Here is a 20,872-nt window from a genome sequence, read left to right as displayed (position 1 = left end):
ATAATCGTGAATTTTAGTGAAGGAGATCCAAGAAACTATGGCCGATGCCGTTCCCGGGCACACTGAAGTTGTCGAGGATGGTGGCGCCCAGGTCGGCAAACGGGGAACGGATGCCCAGACTGCCAAAGCTGGTCATGCTGGGGGAATAGGCCAGCAGCGGCACAAATTCCCGAGTGTGGTCGGTGCCCTTGAAGGTGGGATCATTGCCATGGTCCGCGGTGATCATCAACAGATCTGTGGCCCGCAATTCCGGCAAGATCTCGCCCAGCCGGGCATCGAAGGCCTCTAAGGCTTCCCCATCCCCCTGAGCATTGCGCCGGTGGCCGTACATCGCGTCGAAGTCCACCAAATTGGCAAAGGCGAAGCCGGTGAAGTCTTCATTCGTCACGACGTGCTGGACGTGATCCATGCCATCCATGTTCGACGCGTTGTGCCAGCCCTTGGTGATGCCTTGGCCGGAGAAGATATCGTTGATTTTACCGATACCCAGCGTGGTGTAGCCGGCCTGCTGCAAGCGATCCAGGTCGGTTTCTCCTGTGGGCGGCAGGGCATAGTCATGGCGATCGCTGCTGCGGACGAAATGGTCCTTATCCGGACCGCTGTATGGCCGGGCAATCACCCGCCCGATGCGATACGGCTGGTCAATCGTAATGCTGCGGGCGTATTCACAGATCCGATAGAGTTCCTTGAGGGGAATGATATCGGTATGGGCCGCGATCTGAAGGACCGAGTCGCCGGAGGTATAGACGATCAAGTCGCCGGTTCTCATCTGTTCTTCCCCATAATCGTGGATCACGTCAGTCCCGGAATAGGGCTTGTTGACGATCACCTTGCGGTGGGAGAAATCCTCGATCTTTTTGATCAATTCTGCCGGAAAGCCATTGGGAAAGAAACCAAGCGGTTCAGTCACCGGCAGACCCATCATTTCCCAGTGGCCGTCCATGCTGTCTTTACCAGCGGAAACTTCGGCCATCTTGCCGAAATACCCCAGCGGCCGGGCTTGCACCGGCACGCCGGCAATCGGCTTATCCGGCCGGATATTGCTCAGACCCAGTGCCGCCAACGTGGAAAGCGCTAAGTGGCCCTGGAAAAATTCGCCAATATGCCCCAGCGTGTCGGACCCGACATCATCGAACTTGGCTGCATCGGGGGCTTCCCCGATACCAATAGAATCCAATACAATGACAAAGACCCGTTGATACTTTTTAACTCCCGTCATGAGATCGTTCTCCTTTTTGTCCATGATTAATCCTTGGCCGTGACAATCGCTACCGAAGCACTGGCCCCGATCCGGGACGCCCCGGCATTGATCATTGCCAAGGCATCCGCCTTGGTGTGGATCCCGCCGGCCGCCTTGACCCCTAGGCGCTCGCCCACCGTTTGACGCATCAGCTGCATGTCATGGACGGTGGCGCCGCCGCTGGCAAAACCGGTGGACGTCTTCACGTAATCTGCCCCCGCGGCTTCGGCTAACCGGCAAGCAGTAACTTTCTCATCATCTGTCAGCAGCACTGCTTCAATGATCACTTTCAACAGGCCATGACCGGCATGGGTCGCTTCAGCGACCGCCTGGATGTCCGCTTGCACCGCTGCGGTGTGCCCCGCTTTCAATTCCCCGATATTGATCACCATGTCCAGCTCGTCGGCGCCATCCACCAAAGCTTGCTGGCTCTCGGCCACCTTGCTGGCCGTCGTGGTTGCCCCCAGGGGGAAACCGATCACGGTGCAGGTATTGACGTCAGTACCGCTCAATTCCTGGTGGGTCAATTTGACCCAATACGGGTTGATACAGACCGATGCAAAGTCATACTGCTTGGCCTCGGCGATAGCGGTGCGCACCTGATCCTCGGTGGCCTCCGGCTTCAGGATCGTGTGGTCCAGGTACTTATTCAGTGGTTTCGTCACGATTTTTCTTCCTTTCCCAGCGATGACACCGAAAAGTCATACAATGGTCAAGACTTTCGTTGTCAATTATTTCCGCAAAAACAGTACAATAGAGCCAAGGAGATGCATTGCCATGATTCACTTCACCACACCGCAATACGCCGCATTCACCGCCCTGAGCGAGGGTGGTCAGCGTCTGTGCGGACTGATTCTAGCTTACCAGAACAACGAGCACGAATTCACCCTGCCCCAGAACTGGCTTTGGCCGCAATTAGGGCTAGACCCTCAGCATCAGTCGGGGGTCGAAATCACCCAGCAGCTGCGCACCTGGAGCCAAGAATTGCGTCCTCTTTTCCCCCATTTTACCATGCGGGTGGGGGATAACGATATTCCTTCGGGCGATACCGTCGTGACGATTACTTATTAATTTGCAGAAAGGAGTGGACGCCTATGTTCAGTCCACTAGAAAACTGGCTGGCGGCCCGCTATTTACACATTCAGACTGTGATTCGTAAGAAAAAAGTCTATATCGCCGTGACGCACACTTTGGGCAGTCTGCTGCCCTTTGTGATCATCGGCTCTATGCTGCAAGCGGTAAGCCGCAGCATTTTTATGCAAAACGGCTTTTTTTACAGTATCTACCATATTGGCGAATGGCTGCCTGCCGCCCGGAGTATCGGCCAGGTGATGAACGCCCTCAGTGACATCACCATCAATTTCAGCCTGTTCCTCGGTGCCTTTCTTTTCGCCAAATACTTAGCCCGTCTCTATAATTTGAATGACGGCATCGTCGGCTGGGTGGCCATGCTGGCGGCGATGATTCTCCAGGTGAATCTTCTGGCTGGCGTCAGCCGGATCAATATCGGCAGTTCGCTGACGAACAACGGCGGCGGGGTACACAATATCTTTGTCGGCCTGCTCGTCGGCCTCGCCGCTACCCAGGCTTACCGCGGCTGCGCTTGGATTGCCAGTCACTGGCAGCATGCTCCCGCGACATGGCAGGAAGAAACTTTTGTTACCCGCGGTTTGCACGCGGTATTCCCCGTGAGTGTCGTGCTGGCCGTGGCAGTGGGGTTGTCCCTGCTAATCAGCCTCACTGGACAAAACGGCTTTGCCGGCTTGCTATTGTATTCCATCGCCCTGCCGCGCTGGGCCTTTTCCCACGCCATCGTGACCATCATGCTGATTACGTTGTGGAATAATGTACTGAACGTGGTGGGTCTTTCTGGGCCATTATCGCCCTTCTCGCAGCTGACGGTTGATTCCACCCAATCGTCAAAGAATCTAACGGTGGCCCTGAAGACCGGTTCGCTGAACAACCTGCCTTACCGGGTCACGTTCCATACCGTCTATGACGTATACGGCGCCATGGGCGGCAATGGTATGACCTTGGCCTTGGTGGTGGCGATCATTCTGCTGTCCCGCCAACCAGATCGGCGCAAAGTCGGCTGGTGGGCGTTGTTCCCCACGCTGATGAACTTCAATGATATTGCGCTGGTGGGGTTCCCAATCCTTTTTAACCCGATCTACATCGTGCCCTATCTGCTGGCGCCCCTCGTCAGCATGACCGTAGGCTGGATTCCCCTGCACTTCGGCTGGGTCCCGCCAGTGGTCTATAATACATTCAACACTGGCCCGGGCTTTCTCACAGCATTCTTAGGGACCAATGGTAACTGGGCCACGCTGCTCACCAGTGTTCTGGCCTTCCTGGCCGGCTTGCTGGTCTATGTGCCATTCTTCGTATCGATAATCTAGCGTGGCTGCAAACCTTGACCGGCGAGCTGCCTACCCAACAACAAGAGGAGGCGAAGCTCAGTGGCGAAGAACTTATCCCCGCAAGACCGCACCCGGCTATTAAAAAGACCGAGTCGTATTAAACGTATCGCTGGCGTACTGGTCGGCCTGATCCTGCTGGTGATCATCAGCATTCCCGCTTACGATTATCAAAAAGGCGTCGTGGCTAACGCCCGGGTGATCCATAATTCCCGAATGGCGCCGGTCATCTTCATTCCCGGGTCCAGCGCGACCCAAAACCGGTTCGATTCGCTGATCAAAGAACTGAACAGCCGCTCCACGGGCCATAGTTACCTGAAACTCACGGTGGACACCGATGATTCCATCACAACCACCGGCGGGGTCAAGGCGGGTGATAACGAACCATTCATCGTCGTCGGCTTCGAAAACAACAAAGACGGTTACGCCAATATCAAGAAGCAGGCCCGCTGGTTCAGCATCGCCATGAAGTTCCTGCAAAACCGCTACCGCTTCAACAACTTTGTTGGAATCGGCCACTCCAACGGCGGTTTGATCTACACTTTGTATTTGGAAGAATACCTGAACCAGGATGACTTGACGATCAATAAGCTGATGACGATTGGGACCCCGTACAACCTGTCTGAAAAGAATATCGCCAACCGGACCGAAATTTTGTCCGATATGATCAAGTTGAAGTCTTATCTGCCAAAAAACATCCAGATGTGGTCCATCGCTGGCACGGAGAACTATTCCGACGACGGTATCGTTCCTGTTGAATCGGTGGAAGCCGGTAAATATGTCTATCAGGATCAGGTACGCCAGTATACCCTGATCAACGTCACTGGGAGCGACAGTCAGCATTCCGATCTGCCCCAGAACCAAGAGATCGTGGGGTACATCCAGCAATACATGCTGACCAATCCTAACCAGAATCGGCTTGGCGGCAACCGGGGCAACCCCACTCAGCCGAGCAGCAGCAGTAGCAGCAGTAAGAAATAACAGACGCGCCTGGCCCTAGTCGGCCAGGCGTTTTCTCATTATTTGACCCCTGGTAGTGGGATTTTTGGTGTTGACAGCGAATTCAACCGGCGCAATACTTAGTGTGTAGTTAATCACAAGGGAGTGTGCATTTTGAAAATTAAAGCAGCTGTTGTTGATCACCAGAACGGTGATTTTGAAATTCGCGATGATATTGATTTAGCACCGATGGGCGCTGATGATTTGCAGATTCATATGGTCGCTACGGGGATTTGTCACTCTGATGAAGCCCTGCGGATTGGTGACGCCGTCATTGGCTACCCAATCATCCTGGGCCACGAAGGCTCTGGCATCGTAGAAAAAGTTGGCCCAGAAGTCACCCAATTCAAGCCCGGCGACCACGTTGTCCTCAGCTTCTACGCCTGCGGGAATTGTGAGAACTGCCTCAAGGGGATTCCCACCCAATGCTTGAACTATGCCCACAATAACCTGTCCGGCACCCGGCCGGACGGCAGCGCCCACTTTACCGAAAACGGTAAGCCAGTAGCGGATATGTTTGACCAAAGCTCCTTTACGACGACCACCGTTGTGCGGGAACGCAATGCCGTGAAGGTTCCCAAAGATATGGACTTGCGCGAACTGGGGCCGCTGGGCTGCGGCTATGTCACTGGATCCGGCACCGTACTGAATACCTTGAAGCCCAAGCCAGGCGACACCATTGCTGTCTTCGGCACCGGCGCTGTTGGTTTAGCAGCAATGATGGCCGGCCGGATTTCTGGCTGTACGAAAGTCATCGGTGTGGATATCGTTGATTCCCGGCTGGCATTGGCGAAAGAACTCGGGGCCACAGACGTCATCAACAGCAAGAACGGTGATGTCGTCAAAGCAATCCAAGACTTGACCGATGGCCGCGGCGTGAACTGGGCCGTGGATACCACCGGGGTGACCGCAGTGATGGAAGACTCCATCAAGGCCCTGGCTCAAGGCGGGACCACTGCCACGATCGCCGTCACCAAGCACCACATCGACGTAGATACATGGAACGATCTGTGCGTTGACGACAAGAAGATCGTCGGTGTCAACATGGGCGACTCCATCCCGCAAATCGATATTCCGCGCCTGATCAAATTCTATCAGATGGGCATGTTTGATTTCGATAAGACGGAGAAATTCTACAAGTTCGATCAGATCAATGAAGCCAACGCTGATTCTCGGTCTGGGAAGACGATCAAGCCAGTTTTAATCATTGATGAGGATTATGTACCGGGCAAGTAATTGCTGAACGGCAATAACTTGATCATTACCCTGCTGCTGCGCCCGCCTAGGCGAACGCAGCAGTTTTTTTGCAAAAAAAAGAAGCATCACCCAGCAGGCTCACCTACGGGGTAATGCTTATGACCAGTACTATGCATGACGCACAATAACCAGCGGACTCCACAATCCAACTGGAGATATCCTGCAAATCCGGCAGTGCCCGTTCAGGGGCAGATATCCTGGCAGTATTGGCGCATTACTGCGCCGCTACTCGACTCATCGCATACGACAACACTAACACGCCGAGCCGCGACTTTCAAGTCCGGCGCCGCCGACGCCAGCGGGCACGGAGATAGCGACTGTAAAATTCGCCCAGCAGTTGAGCCAGCATGAAGCCTACGGCGATGGACCCGGCCACCAGCGACACCCGCACTACCAAGCGCATGGATTCATCGATGTGGCCTAAGACCAGCTCACGGACCGCTTGATACGCTGTCGCACCCGGGACCAGGGGGAAAAGACCCGGAATATTAAAGATGATTGCCGGCATTTTATAATGACGGGCAAACAGGACACCTGAGAACGCCAGCACGACGGCGCCAGCGGCATTTGCCAGCATCCGGCCGGTGCCCAGCTGCCACAGGACCCAATAGACCATCCAACCCAGCAAGCCAGACCAGCCGCAGGGAATCAGCGCCCGGCGAGGCACGTTGATACAGAGGGCAAAGGCCATGGTAGCAAAGAAACTCAGCGCAGCCTGCGCAAAAAACTGTAACCAAAGCGGCATGACGATTTCCTTTCTATTTCAGCCTACATCAGGAAGCGGAAGATGAGTGCGATCCCCACACCGATGGCAATGGCGCTGAGAATGGCCTCTACGCCGCGGGCGATCCCGCTGAGCAGATCCCCCGCGAGCAGGTCCCGGATGGATGTGGTCAACGCCACCCCAGGTACCAGGGGCATGACCCCGCCCAGGATAATATTATCAATGCTGTGGCCGAGGCCCAACCGGACCCCCAAATAGGCAACGATTCCGCAAGCCAGAGCGGCCACTGTTTGGGTAATAAAGTAGACTTTCGTAAAGCGGCCCAGATAGTAGGCCACCAGGTACCCAGCCGTGCCGGACACCGCCGCCAAAGGCATATCCAGCCAATCGTACTGACCAGCAAAGATGATCATCAACAACGCGCTGGCCACCGCGGCACCGATACATTGCAGCCACAACGGGAAGGTCGGCGTCGCCCGATCCACATCCCTTAGCGCCGCATAAAGCTGGTAGAAATCAATCTGCCCCGCCGCAAATTCCCGGCTGAGATTATTCACCCGGCTGATCTTCTCAATGTTCAAGACCCGCTGAGTCACTGTCCCCAAAGAAGTCAGCGGCCGATCCTGCAAGCCGACAAAAATACCCGTCGGCGTCGTGAAAATGACCGGCTCCTTCAGCCCGGCATTCTGCGCGATCCGGCGCATGGTGTCCTCCACCCGGTACATTTCGGAACCATTGGCAATCATCAGCCGCCCAGCAAGGATACAAGCATCCATCACCTGTTCCATATAATTGGCGACCTGTCGTTGAATCTCCATCGTTATCCTACCTTCTTGTGCTGTCGCGTCATTCCCTTTAGAATACGGTGTTCCCCGTAGGTTGTAAAGAGCCGCCGCAGCAGGGGAAGGAATGTTTTAAATGAGCAATCTTTTTGCTTGCTTTTAATCTTACAGGCTGGTAATATCATCTCAACATCATTTTGCTCGGTAGTGCAATGGTAGAACGTCTGACTGTTAATCAGAAGGTTGCAGGTTCGAGTCCTGCCCGGGCAGCTGATCGGCACCATCCCAATGCGGGGTGGTGCTTTTTTTCGTCTGCAATATTAATTCCGTTTGCGTAATGTAATATGTACGACTTTTGAAAAAAAATTCGCATTTACTCAGTTAAAGGAGTGATCCCGTTTGAGTTACCTCATCGCAGATCAAGTCGGCCGGCTGGCGCTATTAAGCCCCGATGACTTAGTGAATAAAATGCTGCCACCCGACAGCACCCATAACTTCGAGGAACAACGATCTTGGCGCGAGTCGTTGTATCGGCTTATCCAAATCGTCAACACCAGCGGCTTGTCAGATCTGTGGCTGATTGCCGAGTATTCGCTCATTGGCACGCATCGAATTGACGCAATTATTTGCGGATTCAGTAGATTATTCGGCCGGCCGCTTGCCCTGATCGTTGAATCAAAACAGTGGAACAAGATTGGTGATGGCGGTGCACAGCACGCTGACCAAGTCAAAATGAACTTCGCGAACGAATACCGGATGCACCCAGTCGCCCAAATGTTTCAGTACGAGCATCAGCTGGAGGCCAACCACAGTGTTGTGAAAGCGGATAACATTCAGCTTGCTGTGCTGGCCTTTATGCATAATCTGCCAGAATCCCAAAAACCGAAACTGTTTACCGATGAATATCGCGCGTTTGCTCAATACGCTCATCTGGTTTTTGTTAAGGATGATGAAGCTAGGCTGACACACTATCTCGGTTCTCTCTTTAAGAAATGCTCCGGCGAACAAACGGCCAAACAATTTCTCGCTGGCCATTACGAGTTGAGCAGAGCCGACTTTTTCGGTATCACCAAGATATTACAGCGAAAGGACAACGCGGTGATGCTAGCTGATCAAATCGAAGTATCACTCGCATTCGACCAGCTGTGTGCGGAGTTCAAGAAAAATCCCAGGCACATGGCTATGATCGTTCAAGGCAGCGCTGGCACGGGAAAGACTATTGTGGGACTGCATCTGGAATATTTGGCGGTCCAGCGCCATCTTATCCCTCTTCGAAGGACTATTTTTACATTCGCTAAAAGCAGGATGCTGCACAACATCTTAGGCCAAGCAATGAGTGCCAGCGGCGACCCGCGGCAATTGCCTTATCTGGACATGTTGAGTGAGCACGACTACAGCTTGGTCATCATTGATGAGGCACATCGGATGAGCGACGTACCGCAACACATTTATACCCTCGTCGGCCCTAACACGCGGCCGAAGATTCTTGTATTTCTAGTGGATGACCACCAGTGTGTGCACGTTAAAGAATGCGGTACAGAGTTTGTCTTGAAGTGTGCCCTGCTTACCGCTGGGATAACACCGGTTTGCAAACGACTCACCGTGCAGAAGCGGTGCGGCTTCGAAAATCACTTCACCGCAGTGTTGCGCCACCTCTTTTTCGATGAACAAACACCGTCGCAGGAACCGGCTGCTAGTCAATTTCAAGTCACCATCACAGATTCACTCAGCGCCATCGACAAAAGGCTCAAGGCACACCAGGAACACGGTTTCTCCGCCAGATGGTTTGCTCCCATGGATTGGTTGCGCCGCCGTTCTCGTGAGTTTGGCGCTGATGACATCTTCATTCGGGATCATAACGGTCAAGAGTTCTCCAAAGAATGGCACCCCTACCCGCATCATCTTCTTTACGAGTGGTATAAAAGTCAATCGGCAAAGGTTGTAGACCAAGTGGGCTCAATTTACTGCGCCCAAGGGTTGGATTACGATTACACAGGATTTATCTGGAACGATAGCCTCCGCTGGGATACTCGCGCAAAGCGCTGGGTATACTGCGAAAAAGAACATCAGGACCTCTCATTCAAGCTAGGCATCACTGATGCCTTAAAGGTGAGAAACTTCAATTTTCCCAGCGGAGCGGTGACGACTCTGGTCATGAATCAATATTACATTCTATTGTCCCGCGCTCGCCGTGGGACTTATATCTGGTTCAAGGATGCCGCTACCAAACGGCATGTATACGACGTGCTGCATGCTGCGCATATCCTCTAATTAAAATTTGGAAAGGACGCTGTTTAGCTTAATAAGGTAAGCGGTCGTTGACATAGGTATCGTGACCCGGTGCAGGCCTCCTTGTAAACTTGGTTTATCAAGTAAACAAGGAGGCCTTTCATGGTTCAAATCAAAGATATCGTGCCGATCCAGGTGACCGACCGGTCGCCGAAGCCGCTGGTCAAACCGCAGGTTGCGGCACGAGTGAAGCTCAAGGACGCCGAGGTCGTGTTTTACACCGGTGTTGACCGGGCAATTCTGCACGTGGTGCTCCAGGAGTTGACAGGCAATGTTCCCCAATATCCAAGAGCTTAACATCTATATCATTTGCGGAAAAACGGACCTGCGCAAAGGAATCGACGGTTTGGCCGCTTCCTTGCGGGAGCTGTACGGCGAAGACGAAGTGCCTTATGATCACTCGCTGTTCTTATTCTGCGGCAGTCAGCGCGATCGGTTCAAGGCTCTGTACTGGGACCGCAGTGGGTTTGTTCTTTACTACAAACGGTACGAGAACGGCCACCTGCAGTGGCCGCGAACGCGCTCTGAGGTGCAGCATCTCAGTCATTACCAGCTGAAGCGATTGATTACTGGTCTAAGTATTCAAGAACGGAGTACCATTCATGATTTCAAGCCAGGATATACCAACTAATTGAGGAGGAGAAGCCATGATTTATTAGCATCTCCTCTTTCCTTCGCCGTATAAAACATGATATAATCCATTTATTATATTTATTGGAGGAACACCGATTGGTAGACACAAAAGATGCAGTGCGATTGGTGGACGCTTCGCCAGAACAATTACGCACCGCACTGCAGAATTCGATAAATGAAAATCAGGACCTCCGGGAACAGATCGCCGTCTTGAAGCGCATGTTGTTCGGTCGGCGCCGGGAATCAAGCGATAACCTGCCGCATGGCCAGACGAACCTGTTCAATGAGCACATCATCACCGGTGAAGAACAAAGCATCATCGACAAGCTCACCGGTGATGACCGCAAGGTCGCCAAGAAGAAGCTCAAGAAAGCGACACGGACCAAGAGCACCGACTTGAACAAGCTGCCGCTGGACGAGCAGGATTGCCTGCTCGAAGGTGAGGAGCGCAAGTGCCCGGTCTGTGGTGAAGAGATGCAGGATATCGGCCGGTCGAAAGTACGCGAAGAAGCAACCTTGATTCCGGCACAGCTCCTGCACACAATCGTCTATCGGCACACCTACGCGTGTCCTAACGGCTGCTTGAATCAGCGCGGCAACCAGTTCCTTAAGAAGTCCGATGTGCCTCGCCCAGCCATACCGCATAGTCCAGCTTCTTCAAGCGTCTTGACCGAATCCATCATGGCTAAGTTTGCCTACAAGATTCCGGACAACCGGCAAGAACGCTTGTGGCACAGTCGCGGGGTCGATTTCACCCGGCAATCAATTGCCAACTGGCACATCAAGGCGTCAGAAGGCTACCTGGAGTCCCTATACAAGCTGATGCACCGAGATCTGCTGACTCAAGACGTTATCCATGCGGACGAAACGCCCTACCGGGTGTTGGATCTAAAGAAGGCGCAGACCTATTACTGGGTCTACACGTCCAGCAAGCACAGCGCCCACCAGATCGTCATGTATGAGCACGGTAATAGCCGCGGTTACGAGGAAGCTGCCCGGTTCCTGGCCGGCTACGAAGGCTACCTGCAAAGTGATGCCTACGCCGTTTACCCTAATTTGCTTGGGGTCACCAATGTCTTCTGCTGGGCTCACGTGCGTCGTAAGTTTGACGAAGCCGTGACCGCCGGAGACAAGGGGCTGGCCCCAACGGGCCGCCAGTATTGCAATGATCTCTTCCAATGGGAAAAGAAATGGCAAGACTTGTCGGCTGATGAACGTCAAACCCAGCGCGAACAACGACTCAAACCTGTCATGGATGCGTTCTTCGCTTGGCTGGTCTCGTTGGACGGCAGCTATCTGCCAAAATCCAAGGTGGGCAAAGCCATCACCTATGCGTTGAAGCATGAGGCTGGCTTGCGGGCAGTCCTGTTGGACGGCCGACTTGAACTATCGAACAACCGGGCCGAACGCGCCGTCAAAGAACTGGTCATCGGTCGTAAAAATTGGCTGTTTTCGCAGAGCAAACGCGGCGCGACGGCTGCGGGGGTCATTCTTAGTCTGCTCACGACAGCACGGGCTAATCACCTCGATCCGAGTAAATATTTCAACTATCTATTCGACACAGTGCCTAATTTGCCGGCTCCCGGCGACATGGTCGCCTTGCAGGACTATTTGCCGTGGGCGCCGAAGGTGCAGGCGTTCTGTCACGAATAACAGCGGGTAAAGCAATGGTGCAATCTTCATGATAGAGGATTGCACCATTTTTGTCTTCACACCTATTTCAACGACCGCTTACTTAATAAGCGTTCTTTTCCTTATACCAAAAAAAGGACATCCACATCTCTGTGAATGTCCTTTACTCATTAAGAACAGCAGCGTCCTACCCTCGCAGGCAGTTTCCCACCAACTACTATCGGCGCTGAGAAGCTTGACTTCTGTGTTCGGCATGGGAACAGGTAGTTCCTTCTCGCTATCGCCACTGTACTTAAATTTGAGAGTTTGTTCTCTCAAAACTGGACATCATGAAGTGTCTTTCTTCGAATCACCAATGTGACTCTTTGAGGTGCGTACCTTCCGGTACGCTCTTGGTTAAGTCCTCGACCGATTAGTACTGGTCCGCTCCACCCCTCACGGGGCTGCTACTCCCAGCCTATCTACCTGATCATCTCTCAGGGGTCTTACTTCCTTAAAGGAATGGGAAATCTCATCTCGAAGGGGGCTTCACACTTAGATGCTTTCAGCGCTTATCCCTGCCATACATAGCTACCCAGCTCTGCGCCTGGCGGCACAACTGGTACACCAGCGGTATGTCCACCCCGGTCCTCTCGTACTAAGGGCAGCTCTTCTCAAATTTCCTACGCCCGCGACGGATAGGGACCGAACTGTCTCACGACGTTCTGAACCCAGCTCGCGTACCGCTTTAATGGGCGAACAGCCCAACCCTTGGGACCAACTTCAGCCCCAGGATGCGATGAGCCGACATCGAGGTGCCAAACCTCCCCGTCGATGTGGACTCTTGGGGGAGATAAGCCTGTTATCCCCAGGGTAGCTTTTGTCCGTTGAGCGATGGCCTTTCCATACAGAACCACCGGATCACTAAGCCCGACTTTCGTCCCTGCTCGACCTGTCTGTCTCGCAGTCAAGCTCCCTTATGCCTTTACACTCTGTGAATGATTTCCAACCATTCTGAGGGAACCTTTGGGCGCCTCCGTTACACTTTAGGAGGCGACCGCCCCAGTCAAACTGCCTGCCTGACACTGTCTCCCGCCACGCTGAGTGGCGCGGGTTAGAGTGGCCGCACTGCAAGGGTAGTATCCCACCAATGCCTCCACCGAGACTAGCGTCCCGGTTTCTACGGCTCCTACCTATCCTGTACATGCGGTACAGACACTCAATATCAAGCTACAGTAAAGCTCCATGGGGTCTTTCCGTCCTGTCGCGGGTAACCCGCATCTTCACGGGTAATATAATTTCACCGAGTCCCTCGTTGAGACAGTGCCCAAATCATTACACCTTTCGTGCGGGTCGGAACTTACCCGACAAGGAATTTCGCTACCTTAGGACCGTTATAGTTACGGCCGCCGTTTACTGGGGCTTCAATTCTCTGCTTCGCTTACGCTAACAGATCCTCTTAACCTTCCAGCACCGGGCAGGTGTCAGCCCCTATACGTCATCTTTCGATTTAGCAGAGACCTGTGTTTTTGATAAACAGTTGTTTGGGCCTATTCACTGCGGCTGACCTTCCGGTCAGCACCCCTTCTTCCGAAGTTACGGGGTTATTTTGCCGAGTTCCTTAACGAGGGTTCTCTCGCGCGCCTGAGGATACTCTCCTCGACTACCTGTGTCGGTTTGCGGTACGGGCGATCTGTTACTCACTAGAAACTTTTCTCGGCAGTGTGACATCAGGTGCTTCGCTACTTAATTTCGCTCCCCATCACACCTTGTCCTTAGGAACAAGCATTTGACTCGCTCCCAGACTCAGTGCTTGGACACGCTTTTCCAGCTGCGTGCTCACCTTAGCCTCCTGCGTCCTTCCTTCGCTCAAACATAACAGATCGGTACAGGAATCTCCACCTGTTGGCCATCGATTACGCCTTTCGGCCTCATCTTAGGTCCCGACTAACCCTGGGCGGACGAACCTTCCCCAGGAAACCTTAGTCTTGCGGCGGGCAGGATTCTCACCTGCCTTTTCGTTACTCATGCCGGCATTCTCACTTCTAAGCGCTCCAGCAGTCTTCACAGTCTGCCTTCACCGCCCTTAGAACGCTCTCCTATCGCACGACCTTGCGGTCGCACCCACAGTTTCGGTACCATGCTTAGCCCCGGTACATTTTCGGCGCAGAGTCACTCGACTAGTGAGCTATTACGCACTCTTTAAATGGTGGCTGCTTCTGAGCCAACATCCTAGTTGTCTGTGCAACTTCACATCCTTTTCCACTTAGCATGGATTTAGGGACCTTAACTGGTGATCTGGGCTGTTCCCCTTTCGACTACGGATCTTATCACTCGCAGTCTGACTCCCGGAAACAAATATCTGGCATTCGGAGTTTATCTGCATTCAGTATCCCGAGACGGGACCATCATCCAAACAGTGCTCTACCTCCAGTATCCGCTTTTCCGAGGCTAGCCCTAAAGCTATTTCGGAGAGAACCAGCTATCTCCAAGTTCGATTGGAATTTCACCGCTACCCACAACTCATCCCCTCATTTTTCAACATAAGTGGGTTCGGTCCTCCAGTGCGTTTTACCGCACCTTCAACCTGGTCATGGGTAGGTCACTTGGTTTCGGGTCTACATCAGCTAACTCACTCGCCCTATTCAGACTCGCTTTCGCTCCGGCTCCGGCTTTTCTGCCTTAACCTCGCTAGCTAACGTAACTCGCCGGTTCATTCTACAAAAGGCACGCCATTACCCATTAACGGGCTTTGACTACTTGTAGGCACACGGTTTCAGGTACTGTTTCACTCCCCTTCCGGGGTGCTTTTCACCTTTCCCTCACGGTACTGGTTCGCTATCGGTCACTAGGGAGTATTTAGCCTTGGGAGATGGTCCTCCCAGATTCCGACGGAATTTCACGTGTTCCGCCGTACTCAGGATCCCGATTGGAGAGAAGCAACTTTCGGCTACGGGGCTGTCACCCGCTCTGGCCGGCCTTCCCAGGCCGTTCGCCTAATTCCTTCTTTTATCACTCACTACATCGGTCCTACAACCCCAGCATGCAAGCACGCTGGTTTGGGCTCTTTCCTGTTCGCTCGCCGCTACTTGGGAAATCGAAATTTCTTTCTCTTCCTGTGGCTACTGAGATGTTTCAGTTCACCACGTCTGCCGATCAGCCGCTATGTATTCACGACTGATCAACCACCTTCTCAGATGGCTGGGTTCCCCCATTCGGAAATCTTCGGATCAAAGCTTACGTGCAGCTCCCCGAAGCATATCGGTGTTTGTCCCGTCCTTCATCGGCTCCTAGTGCCAAGGCATCCGCCGTGCGCCCTTCTTCACTTAACCTAAGTGAAACGCTGTAAACAGCGCTTGATTCGGCGGACTTAGTCCGCCTGAACTCAAAAAAATCACAGTGGTGTTTCTCGGTGTGGTCAGCTCTGACGAGCTGACCTTCACTTCATGATATCCAGTTTTCAAAGAACAAACAAAATCTTGAGAGGCAGGCCTCTCAAAACTGAACAAAGTTTTGACTGTATCGGTTTCCGTTGCCTGTGACCGGGGGGCACAGGACTTTTTCCTTAGAAAGGAGGTGATCCAGCCGCAGGTTCTCCTACGGCTACCTTGTTACGACTTCACCCTAATCATTTGTCCCACCTTAGACGGCTGACTCCTTGCGGTTGTCTCACCGGCTTTGGGTGTTACAAACTCTCATGGTGTGACGGGCGGTGTGTACAAGGCCCGGGAACGTATTCACCGCGGCGTGCTGATCCGCGATTACTAGCGATTCCAGCTTCATGCAGGCGAGTTGCAGCCTGCAATCCGAACTGAGGATGGTTTTTAGAGATTCGCTTGACCTCGCGGTCTCGCTGCTCGTTGTACCACCCATTGTAGCACGTGTGTAGCCCAGGTCATAAGGGGCATGATGATTTGACGTCATCCCCGCCTTCCTCCGGTTTGTCACCGGCAGTCTGACCAGAGTGCCCAACTGAATGCTGGCAACTGATCATAAGGGTTGCGCTCGTTGCGGGACTTAACCCAACATCTCACGACACGAGCTGACGACAACCATGCACCACCTGTCATTCTGTCCCCGAAGGGAACAGCTGATCTCTCAGCCTGGCAGAAGATGTCAAGACCTGGTAAGGTTCTTCGCGTTGCTTCGAATTAAACCACATGCTCCACCGCTTGTGCGGGCCCCCGTCAATTCCTTTGAGTTTCAACCTTGCGGTCGTACTCCCCAGGCGGAATACTTAATGCGTTAGCTGCAGCACTGAAGGGCGGAAACCCTCCAACACTTAGTATTCATCGTTTACGGCGTGGACTACCAGGGTATCTAATCCTGTTTGCTACCCACGCTTTCGAGCCTCAGCGTCAGTTACAGACCAGAGAGCCGCCTTCGCCACTGGTGTTCTTCCATATATCTACGCATTTCACCGCTACACATGGAGTTCCACTCTCCTCTTCTGCACTCAAGTCTCCCAGTTTCCGATGCCCTTCTTCGGTTAAGCCGAAGGCTTTCACATCAGACTTAAAAGACCGCCTGCACTCGCTTTACGCCCAATAAATCCGGACAACGCTTGCCACCTACGTATTACCGCGGCTGCTGGCACGTAGTTAGCCGTGACTTTCTGATTGAATACCGTCACTGCATGACCAGTTACTGTCATACACGTTCTTCTTCAATAACAGAGTTTTACGACCCGAAAGCCTTCTTCACTCACGCGGCGTTGCTCCATCAGACTTGCGTCCATTGTGGAAGATTCCCTACTGCTGCCTCCCGTAGGAGTTTGGGCCGTGTCTCAGTCCCAATGTGGCCGATTACCCTCTCAGGTCGGCTACGTATCATTGCTTTGGTAGGCCGTTACCCCACCAACTGGCTAATACGCCGCGGGTCCATCCTTCAGTGATAGCTTGCGCCATCTTTTACCCGAAGACCATGCGGTCTCCGTGGTTATACGGTATTAGCATCTGTTTCCAAATGTTATCCCCTGCTGAAGGGCAGGTTACCCACGTGTTACTCACCCGTCCGCCACTCGGTTTGATCGGTAATTGGTGATGCAAGCACCACCGCAAACTGACCAAACCTCGTTCGACTTGCATGTATTAGGCACGCCGCCAGCGTTCGTCCTGAGCCAGGATCAAACTCTCATTTAAAAGTTTGCGGCTCAATAAATTTACTTGCTTGCGAAATTGACATTCGCAAATGTTGCCTCAGCCGAAGCTGAGTACCGATACATTTGCGGGATTGCTTATCTTCCCGAAGGAAGATATGTGATCCGTTCGTCAAAACTTTGTTCAGTTTTCAAAGGCCTGCGTTGCTTTGTTGTCTCAAGCGACAACTCATATAATATATCATGGCGAGCAACCCATGTCAACATCTTTTTTTCAATCAACATTGCGTCGCTCATATGGGTTGTTGCTGTCTTGGAAAATGACAACGAAAAATATCATACCAGCTGAGCCATACAGCGTCAACTGTTTTTCGAAAAAAGTTGAAAAAAGGCGCCCAGAAGTGAGCACATTAATTGACCGGCAGCCCCCGCGAAGCCTATAGTGCGGGTGTTCAACGAGTTGAAAGGGGAAATGATTATGGCGATGCTTGATGTTAAAAATTCCATTGATCGGCTGCAATGGACGGTCGATCATCACTTTCTGCACATTCATGCGCAACACGATTTCATGCGGGCATGGGCGGTGCAATTCGAATTAGCCTACACAGATTTTCGAGTAATCCAAATGGCGCTGCAAATGAGCGGCCCGGAAAATCATGCGCTGCTGGCAAAGCTGGCAAAGAACTACGAAGCGATCTTCCAATACGAGTACGAATTCGCAGCCAATGGCTTGGCGGGATTCAATGCCAAGTATGGCGACCAAATCGATCAATACAAGACATTGGTCACTGAGTTTGACGGAATCATCAAAGAAGTCCAAGCCTTGCAGGCTTAAACCGAAAACGGCTGTCTCCCAGCAACGGAAGACAGCCGTTTTTTGATCCCTTATTTTCTTAACGACGCAATATCCAACACCTTGTCCACCCAAGAATCATCATAGAAGCCCTCTTCATGGGTAACCAGAATGACCCCGCCGGAGAATGCCTGAATGGCGGTGCGCAGAGCGTCCTTAGTGGCCTCGTCCAGGTGGTTCGTCGGTTCATCCAGCAGGAGAAGATTGCTGGGCGTCAGCAGCAGCTTGGCCAATTTGACCTTCGATTGTTCGCCGCCGCTGAGCTCGTGAATGGGGCTCATCGCCTGCTGGGCAGTCAGGCCGGTCCGGGCCAGGGCCTGGCGCAGTGTCCGAGGCTGGGCTTTAGTAAAAATGCCCTGGAGGTATTGCAAAGGTGACGCCAGCGGTGCCTGCCAGTGCAGTTCCTGATCATAATAGCCAGGAATCATGGTCGACGACTTATCGACTTCACCGCCCAGGGCCGGCAGCTCGCCAAGAATCGTCCGCAGCAGGGTCGTCTTCCCGACCCCATTGAAGCCGGCGAAGACCACGACTTCGCCGCGGCCAACAGAGAAATTCAACGGTTCTTTCAATAACGGCTGGTCGTACCCGATCAGCAGATCGCTGACCGTGACCAAAATCTCGCTGGCAGTATCCACATAGGGAAAATCCAGCACCGGCCGTTTAGTGTTGCCTGGCGGAGTGAGCCGGTCAACGTGGGCCAGCTGTTTCTCCCGGGATCGGGCGCTCTTGGAGCGTGATCCGGCCTTGTACTTGCGGATATAGGCCTCTGCCTTGTTGATCTTCTCCTGCTGCTTATTGAACTCCCGCATATAGCTCTCATGAGCCAGGTCCCGCAACTTCAAGGCTTGCTTCAGGTTGCCGGTATATCGCGTAATTTTGCCGAATTCAACATCACAAATTACATTTGTCACTTGATCCAAGAAATCATAATCATGGGAAACCACAATATAGGCCCCGTTAAAGGCCTGCAGGAAGTTGATCAGCCAATCGATATGGTCCTTGTCTAAGAAGTTGGTCGGTTCGTCCAAGAGCAGGACATCCGGCTGACTTAGCAGCAGCTTGGCCAAAATCAGCTTCGAGCGCTGACCGCCGGACAGCTTGGTGACGTCCCGATCCGCGCCTAATTCAGCCAATCCCAGCCCAGTGGCTACTTGATCCACCCGGGTATCGATGTTATAGAAATCCGCGGCTTCCAGTTCCTCTTGGATCGTCCCCGCTTTGGCCAACACATCTGCATCGCCATTACTGGCATAGTCCGTATAATAATCGTTCATCCGTTTTTCATCAGCATACAGATCAGCGAAGGCAGAGTGCAAAAAACCATTGATGGTCACGCCCGGGCTTAGCTTGGCATACTGGTCTAAATAGCCGTAACGAACCCGTTTTTGCCAATCCACCCGGCCTTCATCCGGGATGAGCTGACCGGTAATAATATGAATCAGGGTACTTTTACCCACCCCGTTTTGCCCAATGATACCCATCCGATCATGGGGGTTGAGCACCAGCTCAGCATCCATATAAAGTTGTTTATCCATAAATTGATGACTGAGATGGGTGACAGACAATAGGGCCATCGGCGGCGCCTCCTTCTTTCAGAAAATACTGCTATCCAGTATGCCACGGAAAGAAATTGAACGCAAAAAAAACAGGATTCAAGCCTTCTCTTACTTGAATCCTGCTAATCAGGAACGGAGGAACAACCATTGTTTGCGTTACTCGCCAAAATGGTAATTACTTTCCACCTCGTGATACTTTATTCAGTTGTCCATCAATTGCCGACACCACCACGTTGACTATAAACCAGTCAGTTAGGTTTGGCGGTGGTGCACCGCACTCTCGCGATGCAACGATCTACGCCCTTATTGTCTCTATATGGCGGTACAATCTGCAATGATGCTTGGAACGTGTTGTTGTTCTGTGATAGAACAGACACCTCCGACAATTATTTGGATCGGTTGATGCATGGTGTTGCACTTGTTCATTTGTTGCTGCTGAAACTCGCGTACCGGAAACTCGTGTTGCGTGATGCGTTACTGTATCTGGAACCGTGTTTCTGATGCGGTGTTCCAATGTTGCTTTCTGGTGCTTGTGGGCCATTTCTTGAACGCCTGCTGCGCCCGAAGCTTTGACCACAATCCTTCTGTGACGATACAACGACCCAACGTCTTTCGACGTCTTATCTGGCTCTCACCTGGGCGGAGTGCAGTCGCACTCTCCGCCGTTAGTGCTGAACTCTGGAAAGACCACTCTGGCATTCCTAACTCGACACTTGGTGCTGGCTGGATCCGACATCGTCTCGGTCAGACCCAAGACGCGGAGTCTTACCGGCATTTCCGGGATGCTCCAGTTGGTACGTGGACCATGATTCTTGCTACGATGATGCATGTTGCTTGATTCTTGATCCGATGTTGCCAATTGTTGCTGTGCTGCTTGAGAAGTTCTGAGGTTGTTCCCTCTTCCATTCCACAACTATAATATAGCATGTACTGGAATCGGTTGCAACCCTTGCCTACAAATAATGTAAGCCTTTACTTTTTCTTAATATTTGGCCGGGGATTTTCAGCCGCCCAGGTTTGGAGCTTCTTCTCGATCAGGCCCCAGCGCCGCTTCGGCACGATCAGAGATAGATCGCCATGATAAATGGGAAAATCAGTACTCCGTTCCCCGGTGATCCGTGCCAAATCATCACTGGTCAACCGATATTCCTGGACAATGGCTTTGATGTTGGCCCGCTGCCGCAAATGATAGTACTCCGCATAAGCCACTGCGCCGCCGCCCAAAATACCGCCGATTACGGCGACCCAGAGGGGATAGTGACCGATTCGGGACAGCAGGATGGCAAAAGCCACGAAGCCAGTAATGAAGGCCATCAGAGCCATGATAATGGTGGAAATCATATTCTTGCGCACGCCGAAATTCAGCTCCTCTACGTTTCGATAGCCCTACTTTACAGCAATCTCAATGTT

At 52.6% G+C, this 20,872-nt stretch carries 15 protein-coding genes, 1 tRNA gene and 3 rRNA genes; 10 read left to right on the top strand and 9 right to left on the bottom strand.

What is annotated here, in order from left to right:
* Positions 1-13: 13 nt before the first annotated feature.
* Both FMM01_RS15545 and deoC read right to left on the bottom strand, forming a co-directional pair.
* The gene (locus FMM01_RS15545; RefSeq protein ID WP_150393125.1) at positions 14-1,219 is read right to left on the bottom strand and encodes a phosphopentomutase; all 1,206 of its coding nucleotides are present in this window, start codon (positions 1,217-1,219) and stop codon (positions 14-16) included.
* 26 nt (positions 1,220-1,245) lie between these two features.
* A complete protein-coding gene (deoC, locus tag FMM01_RS15540) occupies positions 1,246-1,905 on the bottom strand; it encodes a deoxyribose-phosphate aldolase (protein ID WP_150393124.1) in 660 nt (219 codons plus the stop codon).
* 112 nt (positions 1,906-2,017) lie between these two features.
* On the opposite strand from deoC, the gene FMM01_RS15535 reads away from it, so the two are divergent.
* The 4 genes from FMM01_RS15535 to FMM01_RS15520 all read left to right on the top strand — a co-directional run bounded on the left by FMM01_RS15535 (position 2,018) and on the right by FMM01_RS15520 (position 5,892).
* The gene (locus tag FMM01_RS15535; RefSeq protein WP_027829269.1) at positions 2,018-2,311 is read left to right on the top strand and encodes a hypothetical protein; all 294 of its coding nucleotides are present in this window, start codon (positions 2,018-2,020) and stop codon (positions 2,309-2,311) included.
* A gap of 23 nt (positions 2,312-2,334) precedes the next feature.
* Positions 2,335-3,639, top strand: a complete 1,305-nt coding sequence (locus tag FMM01_RS15530; RefSeq protein ID WP_150393123.1) for a PTS transporter subunit EIIC — start codon at positions 2,335-2,337, stop codon at positions 3,637-3,639.
* 117 nt (positions 3,640-3,756) lie between these two features.
* A complete protein-coding gene (locus tag FMM01_RS15525; RefSeq protein WP_419555035.1) occupies positions 3,757-4,638 on the top strand; it encodes an alpha/beta hydrolase in 882 nt (293 codons plus the stop codon).
* A 132-nt stretch (positions 4,639-4,770) separates the two neighbouring features.
* Positions 4,771-5,892, top strand: coding sequence for an NAD(P)-dependent alcohol dehydrogenase (locus FMM01_RS15520; RefSeq protein WP_150393122.1), 1,122 nt, complete (start codon positions 4,771-4,773; stop codon positions 5,890-5,892).
* Positions 5,893-6,187: 295 nt separating this feature from the next.
* On the opposite strand, the gene FMM01_RS15515 is transcribed toward FMM01_RS15520, so the two are convergent.
* Both FMM01_RS15515 and FMM01_RS15510 read right to left on the bottom strand, forming a co-directional pair.
* On the bottom strand, positions 6,188-6,658 hold the full coding sequence (locus tag FMM01_RS15515) for a threonine/serine exporter family protein (RefSeq protein ID WP_063516357.1): 471 nt from the start codon (positions 6,656-6,658) through the stop codon (positions 6,188-6,190).
* 23 nt (positions 6,659-6,681) lie between these two features.
* Positions 6,682-7,461: a threonine/serine exporter family protein gene (locus tag FMM01_RS15510; protein WP_063516356.1), complete on the bottom strand. Its 780-nt coding sequence runs from the start codon at positions 7,459-7,461 to the stop codon at positions 6,682-6,684.
* A 156-nt stretch (positions 7,462-7,617) separates the two neighbouring features.
* Between FMM01_RS15510 and FMM01_RS15505 the strand changes: the two genes are divergently transcribed.
* The 5 genes from FMM01_RS15505 to tnpC all read left to right on the top strand — a co-directional run bounded on the left by FMM01_RS15505 (position 7,618) and on the right by tnpC (position 11,994).
* Positions 7,618-7,689 (top strand) — tRNA-Asn (locus FMM01_RS15505).
* A gap of 198 nt (positions 7,690-7,887) precedes the next feature.
* Positions 7,888-9,690, top strand: coding sequence for a DNA/RNA helicase domain-containing protein (locus tag FMM01_RS15500; protein ID WP_223850085.1), 1,803 nt, complete (start codon positions 7,888-7,890; stop codon positions 9,688-9,690).
* A gap of 120 nt (positions 9,691-9,810) precedes the next feature.
* On the top strand, positions 9,811-10,005 hold the full coding sequence (locus tag FMM01_RS15495) for a hypothetical protein (RefSeq protein WP_027827606.1): 195 nt from the start codon (positions 9,811-9,813) through the stop codon (positions 10,003-10,005).
* Positions 9,980-10,339 carry an IS66 family insertion sequence element accessory protein TnpB gene (gene tnpB / locus FMM01_RS15490; RefSeq protein ID WP_150391429.1) on the top strand — a complete coding sequence of 120 codons (360 nt, stop codon included), beginning with the start codon at positions 9,980-9,982 and terminating at the stop codon, positions 10,337-10,339. The genes FMM01_RS15495 and tnpB overlap by 26 nt, the downstream gene beginning before the upstream one ends.
* Positions 10,340-10,437: 98 nt before the next feature.
* Entirely contained in the window at positions 10,438-11,994 is a 1,557-nt protein-coding gene (gene tnpC, locus FMM01_RS15485; RefSeq protein ID WP_150391428.1) for an IS66 family transposase, read from the top strand.
* A gap of 153 nt (positions 11,995-12,147) precedes the next feature.
* Here the strand turns inward: tnpC and rrf are convergent.
* The 3 genes from rrf to FMM01_RS15470 all read right to left on the bottom strand — a co-directional run bounded on the left by rrf (position 12,148) and on the right by FMM01_RS15470 (position 17,093).
* Positions 12,148-12,264 (bottom strand): 5S ribosomal RNA (gene rrf, locus FMM01_RS15480).
* Positions 12,265-12,365: 101 nt separating this feature from the next.
* Positions 12,366-15,284: ribosomal RNA gene (locus tag FMM01_RS15475) — 23S ribosomal RNA — on the bottom strand.
* Positions 15,285-15,521: 237 nt separating this feature from the next.
* Positions 15,522-17,093: ribosomal RNA gene (locus tag FMM01_RS15470) — 16S ribosomal RNA — on the bottom strand.
* The 16S, 23S and 5S rRNA genes sit together here, the layout of an rRNA operon.
* 441 nt (positions 17,094-17,534) lie before the next feature.
* Between FMM01_RS15470 and FMM01_RS15465 the strand changes: the two genes are divergently transcribed.
* Positions 17,535-17,885 carry a glycoside hydrolase domain-containing protein gene (locus tag FMM01_RS15465; RefSeq protein ID WP_150393327.1) on the top strand — a complete coding sequence of 117 codons (351 nt, stop codon included), beginning with the start codon at positions 17,535-17,537 and terminating at the stop codon, positions 17,883-17,885.
* A gap of 50 nt (positions 17,886-17,935) precedes the next feature.
* On the opposite strand, the gene FMM01_RS15460 is transcribed toward FMM01_RS15465, so the two are convergent.
* Together FMM01_RS15460 and FMM01_RS15455 are read right to left on the bottom strand one after the other, a co-directional pair.
* Entirely contained in the window at positions 17,936-19,480 is a 1,545-nt protein-coding gene (locus tag FMM01_RS15460; protein WP_027828115.1) for an ABC-F family ATP-binding cassette domain-containing protein, read from the bottom strand.
* A gap of 954 nt (positions 19,481-20,434) precedes the next feature.
* Complete coding sequence (locus FMM01_RS15455) at positions 20,435-20,815, bottom strand: hypothetical protein (protein ID WP_150393120.1); 381 nt, start codon at positions 20,813-20,815, stop codon at positions 20,435-20,437.
* Between the last annotated feature and the right edge of the window lie 57 nt (positions 20,816-20,872).

The organism is Schleiferilactobacillus harbinensis (assembly GCF_008694105.1).
Taxonomy (GTDB): domain Bacteria; phylum Bacillota; class Bacilli; order Lactobacillales; family Lactobacillaceae; genus Schleiferilactobacillus; species Schleiferilactobacillus harbinensis.
The sequence above is the reverse complement of the archived record's forward strand: the minus strand, read 5'-3'. Positions and strand labels throughout refer to the sequence as shown.

What these genes read in the sequence shown, in the direction of transcription:
- FMM01_RS15545 (WP_150393125.1), bottom strand. Translation starts at nt 1,219, where the DNA reads ATGACGGGAGTTAAAAAGTATCAACGGGTCTTTGTCATTGTATTGGAT.
- FMM01_RS15535 (WP_027829269.1), top strand. Translation starts at nt 2,018, where the DNA reads ATGATTCACTTCACCACACCGCAATACGCCGCATTCACCGCCCTGAGC.
- FMM01_RS15530 (WP_150393123.1), top strand. Translation starts at nt 2,335, where the DNA reads ATGTTCAGTCCACTAGAAAACTGGCTGGCGGCCCGCTATTTACACATT.
- FMM01_RS15515 (WP_063516357.1), bottom strand. Translation starts at nt 6,658, where the DNA reads ATGCCGCTTTGGTTACAGTTTTTTGCGCAGGCTGCGCTGAGTTTCTTT.
- FMM01_RS15500 (WP_223850085.1), top strand. Translation starts at nt 7,888, where the DNA reads ATGCTGCCACCCGACAGCACCCATAACTTCGAGGAACAACGATCTTGG.
- FMM01_RS15495 (WP_027827606.1), top strand. Translation starts at nt 9,811, where the DNA reads ATGGTTCAAATCAAAGATATCGTGCCGATCCAGGTGACCGACCGGTCG.
- tnpB (WP_150391429.1), top strand. Translation starts at nt 9,980, where the DNA reads ATGTTCCCCAATATCCAAGAGCTTAACATCTATATCATTTGCGGAAAA.
- FMM01_RS15465 (WP_150393327.1), top strand. Translation starts at nt 17,535, where the DNA reads ATGCTTGATGTTAAAAATTCCATTGATCGGCTGCAATGGACGGTCGAT.
- FMM01_RS15460 (WP_027828115.1), bottom strand. Translation starts at nt 19,480, where the DNA reads ATGGCCCTATTGTCTGTCACCCATCTCAGTCATCAATTTATGGATAAA.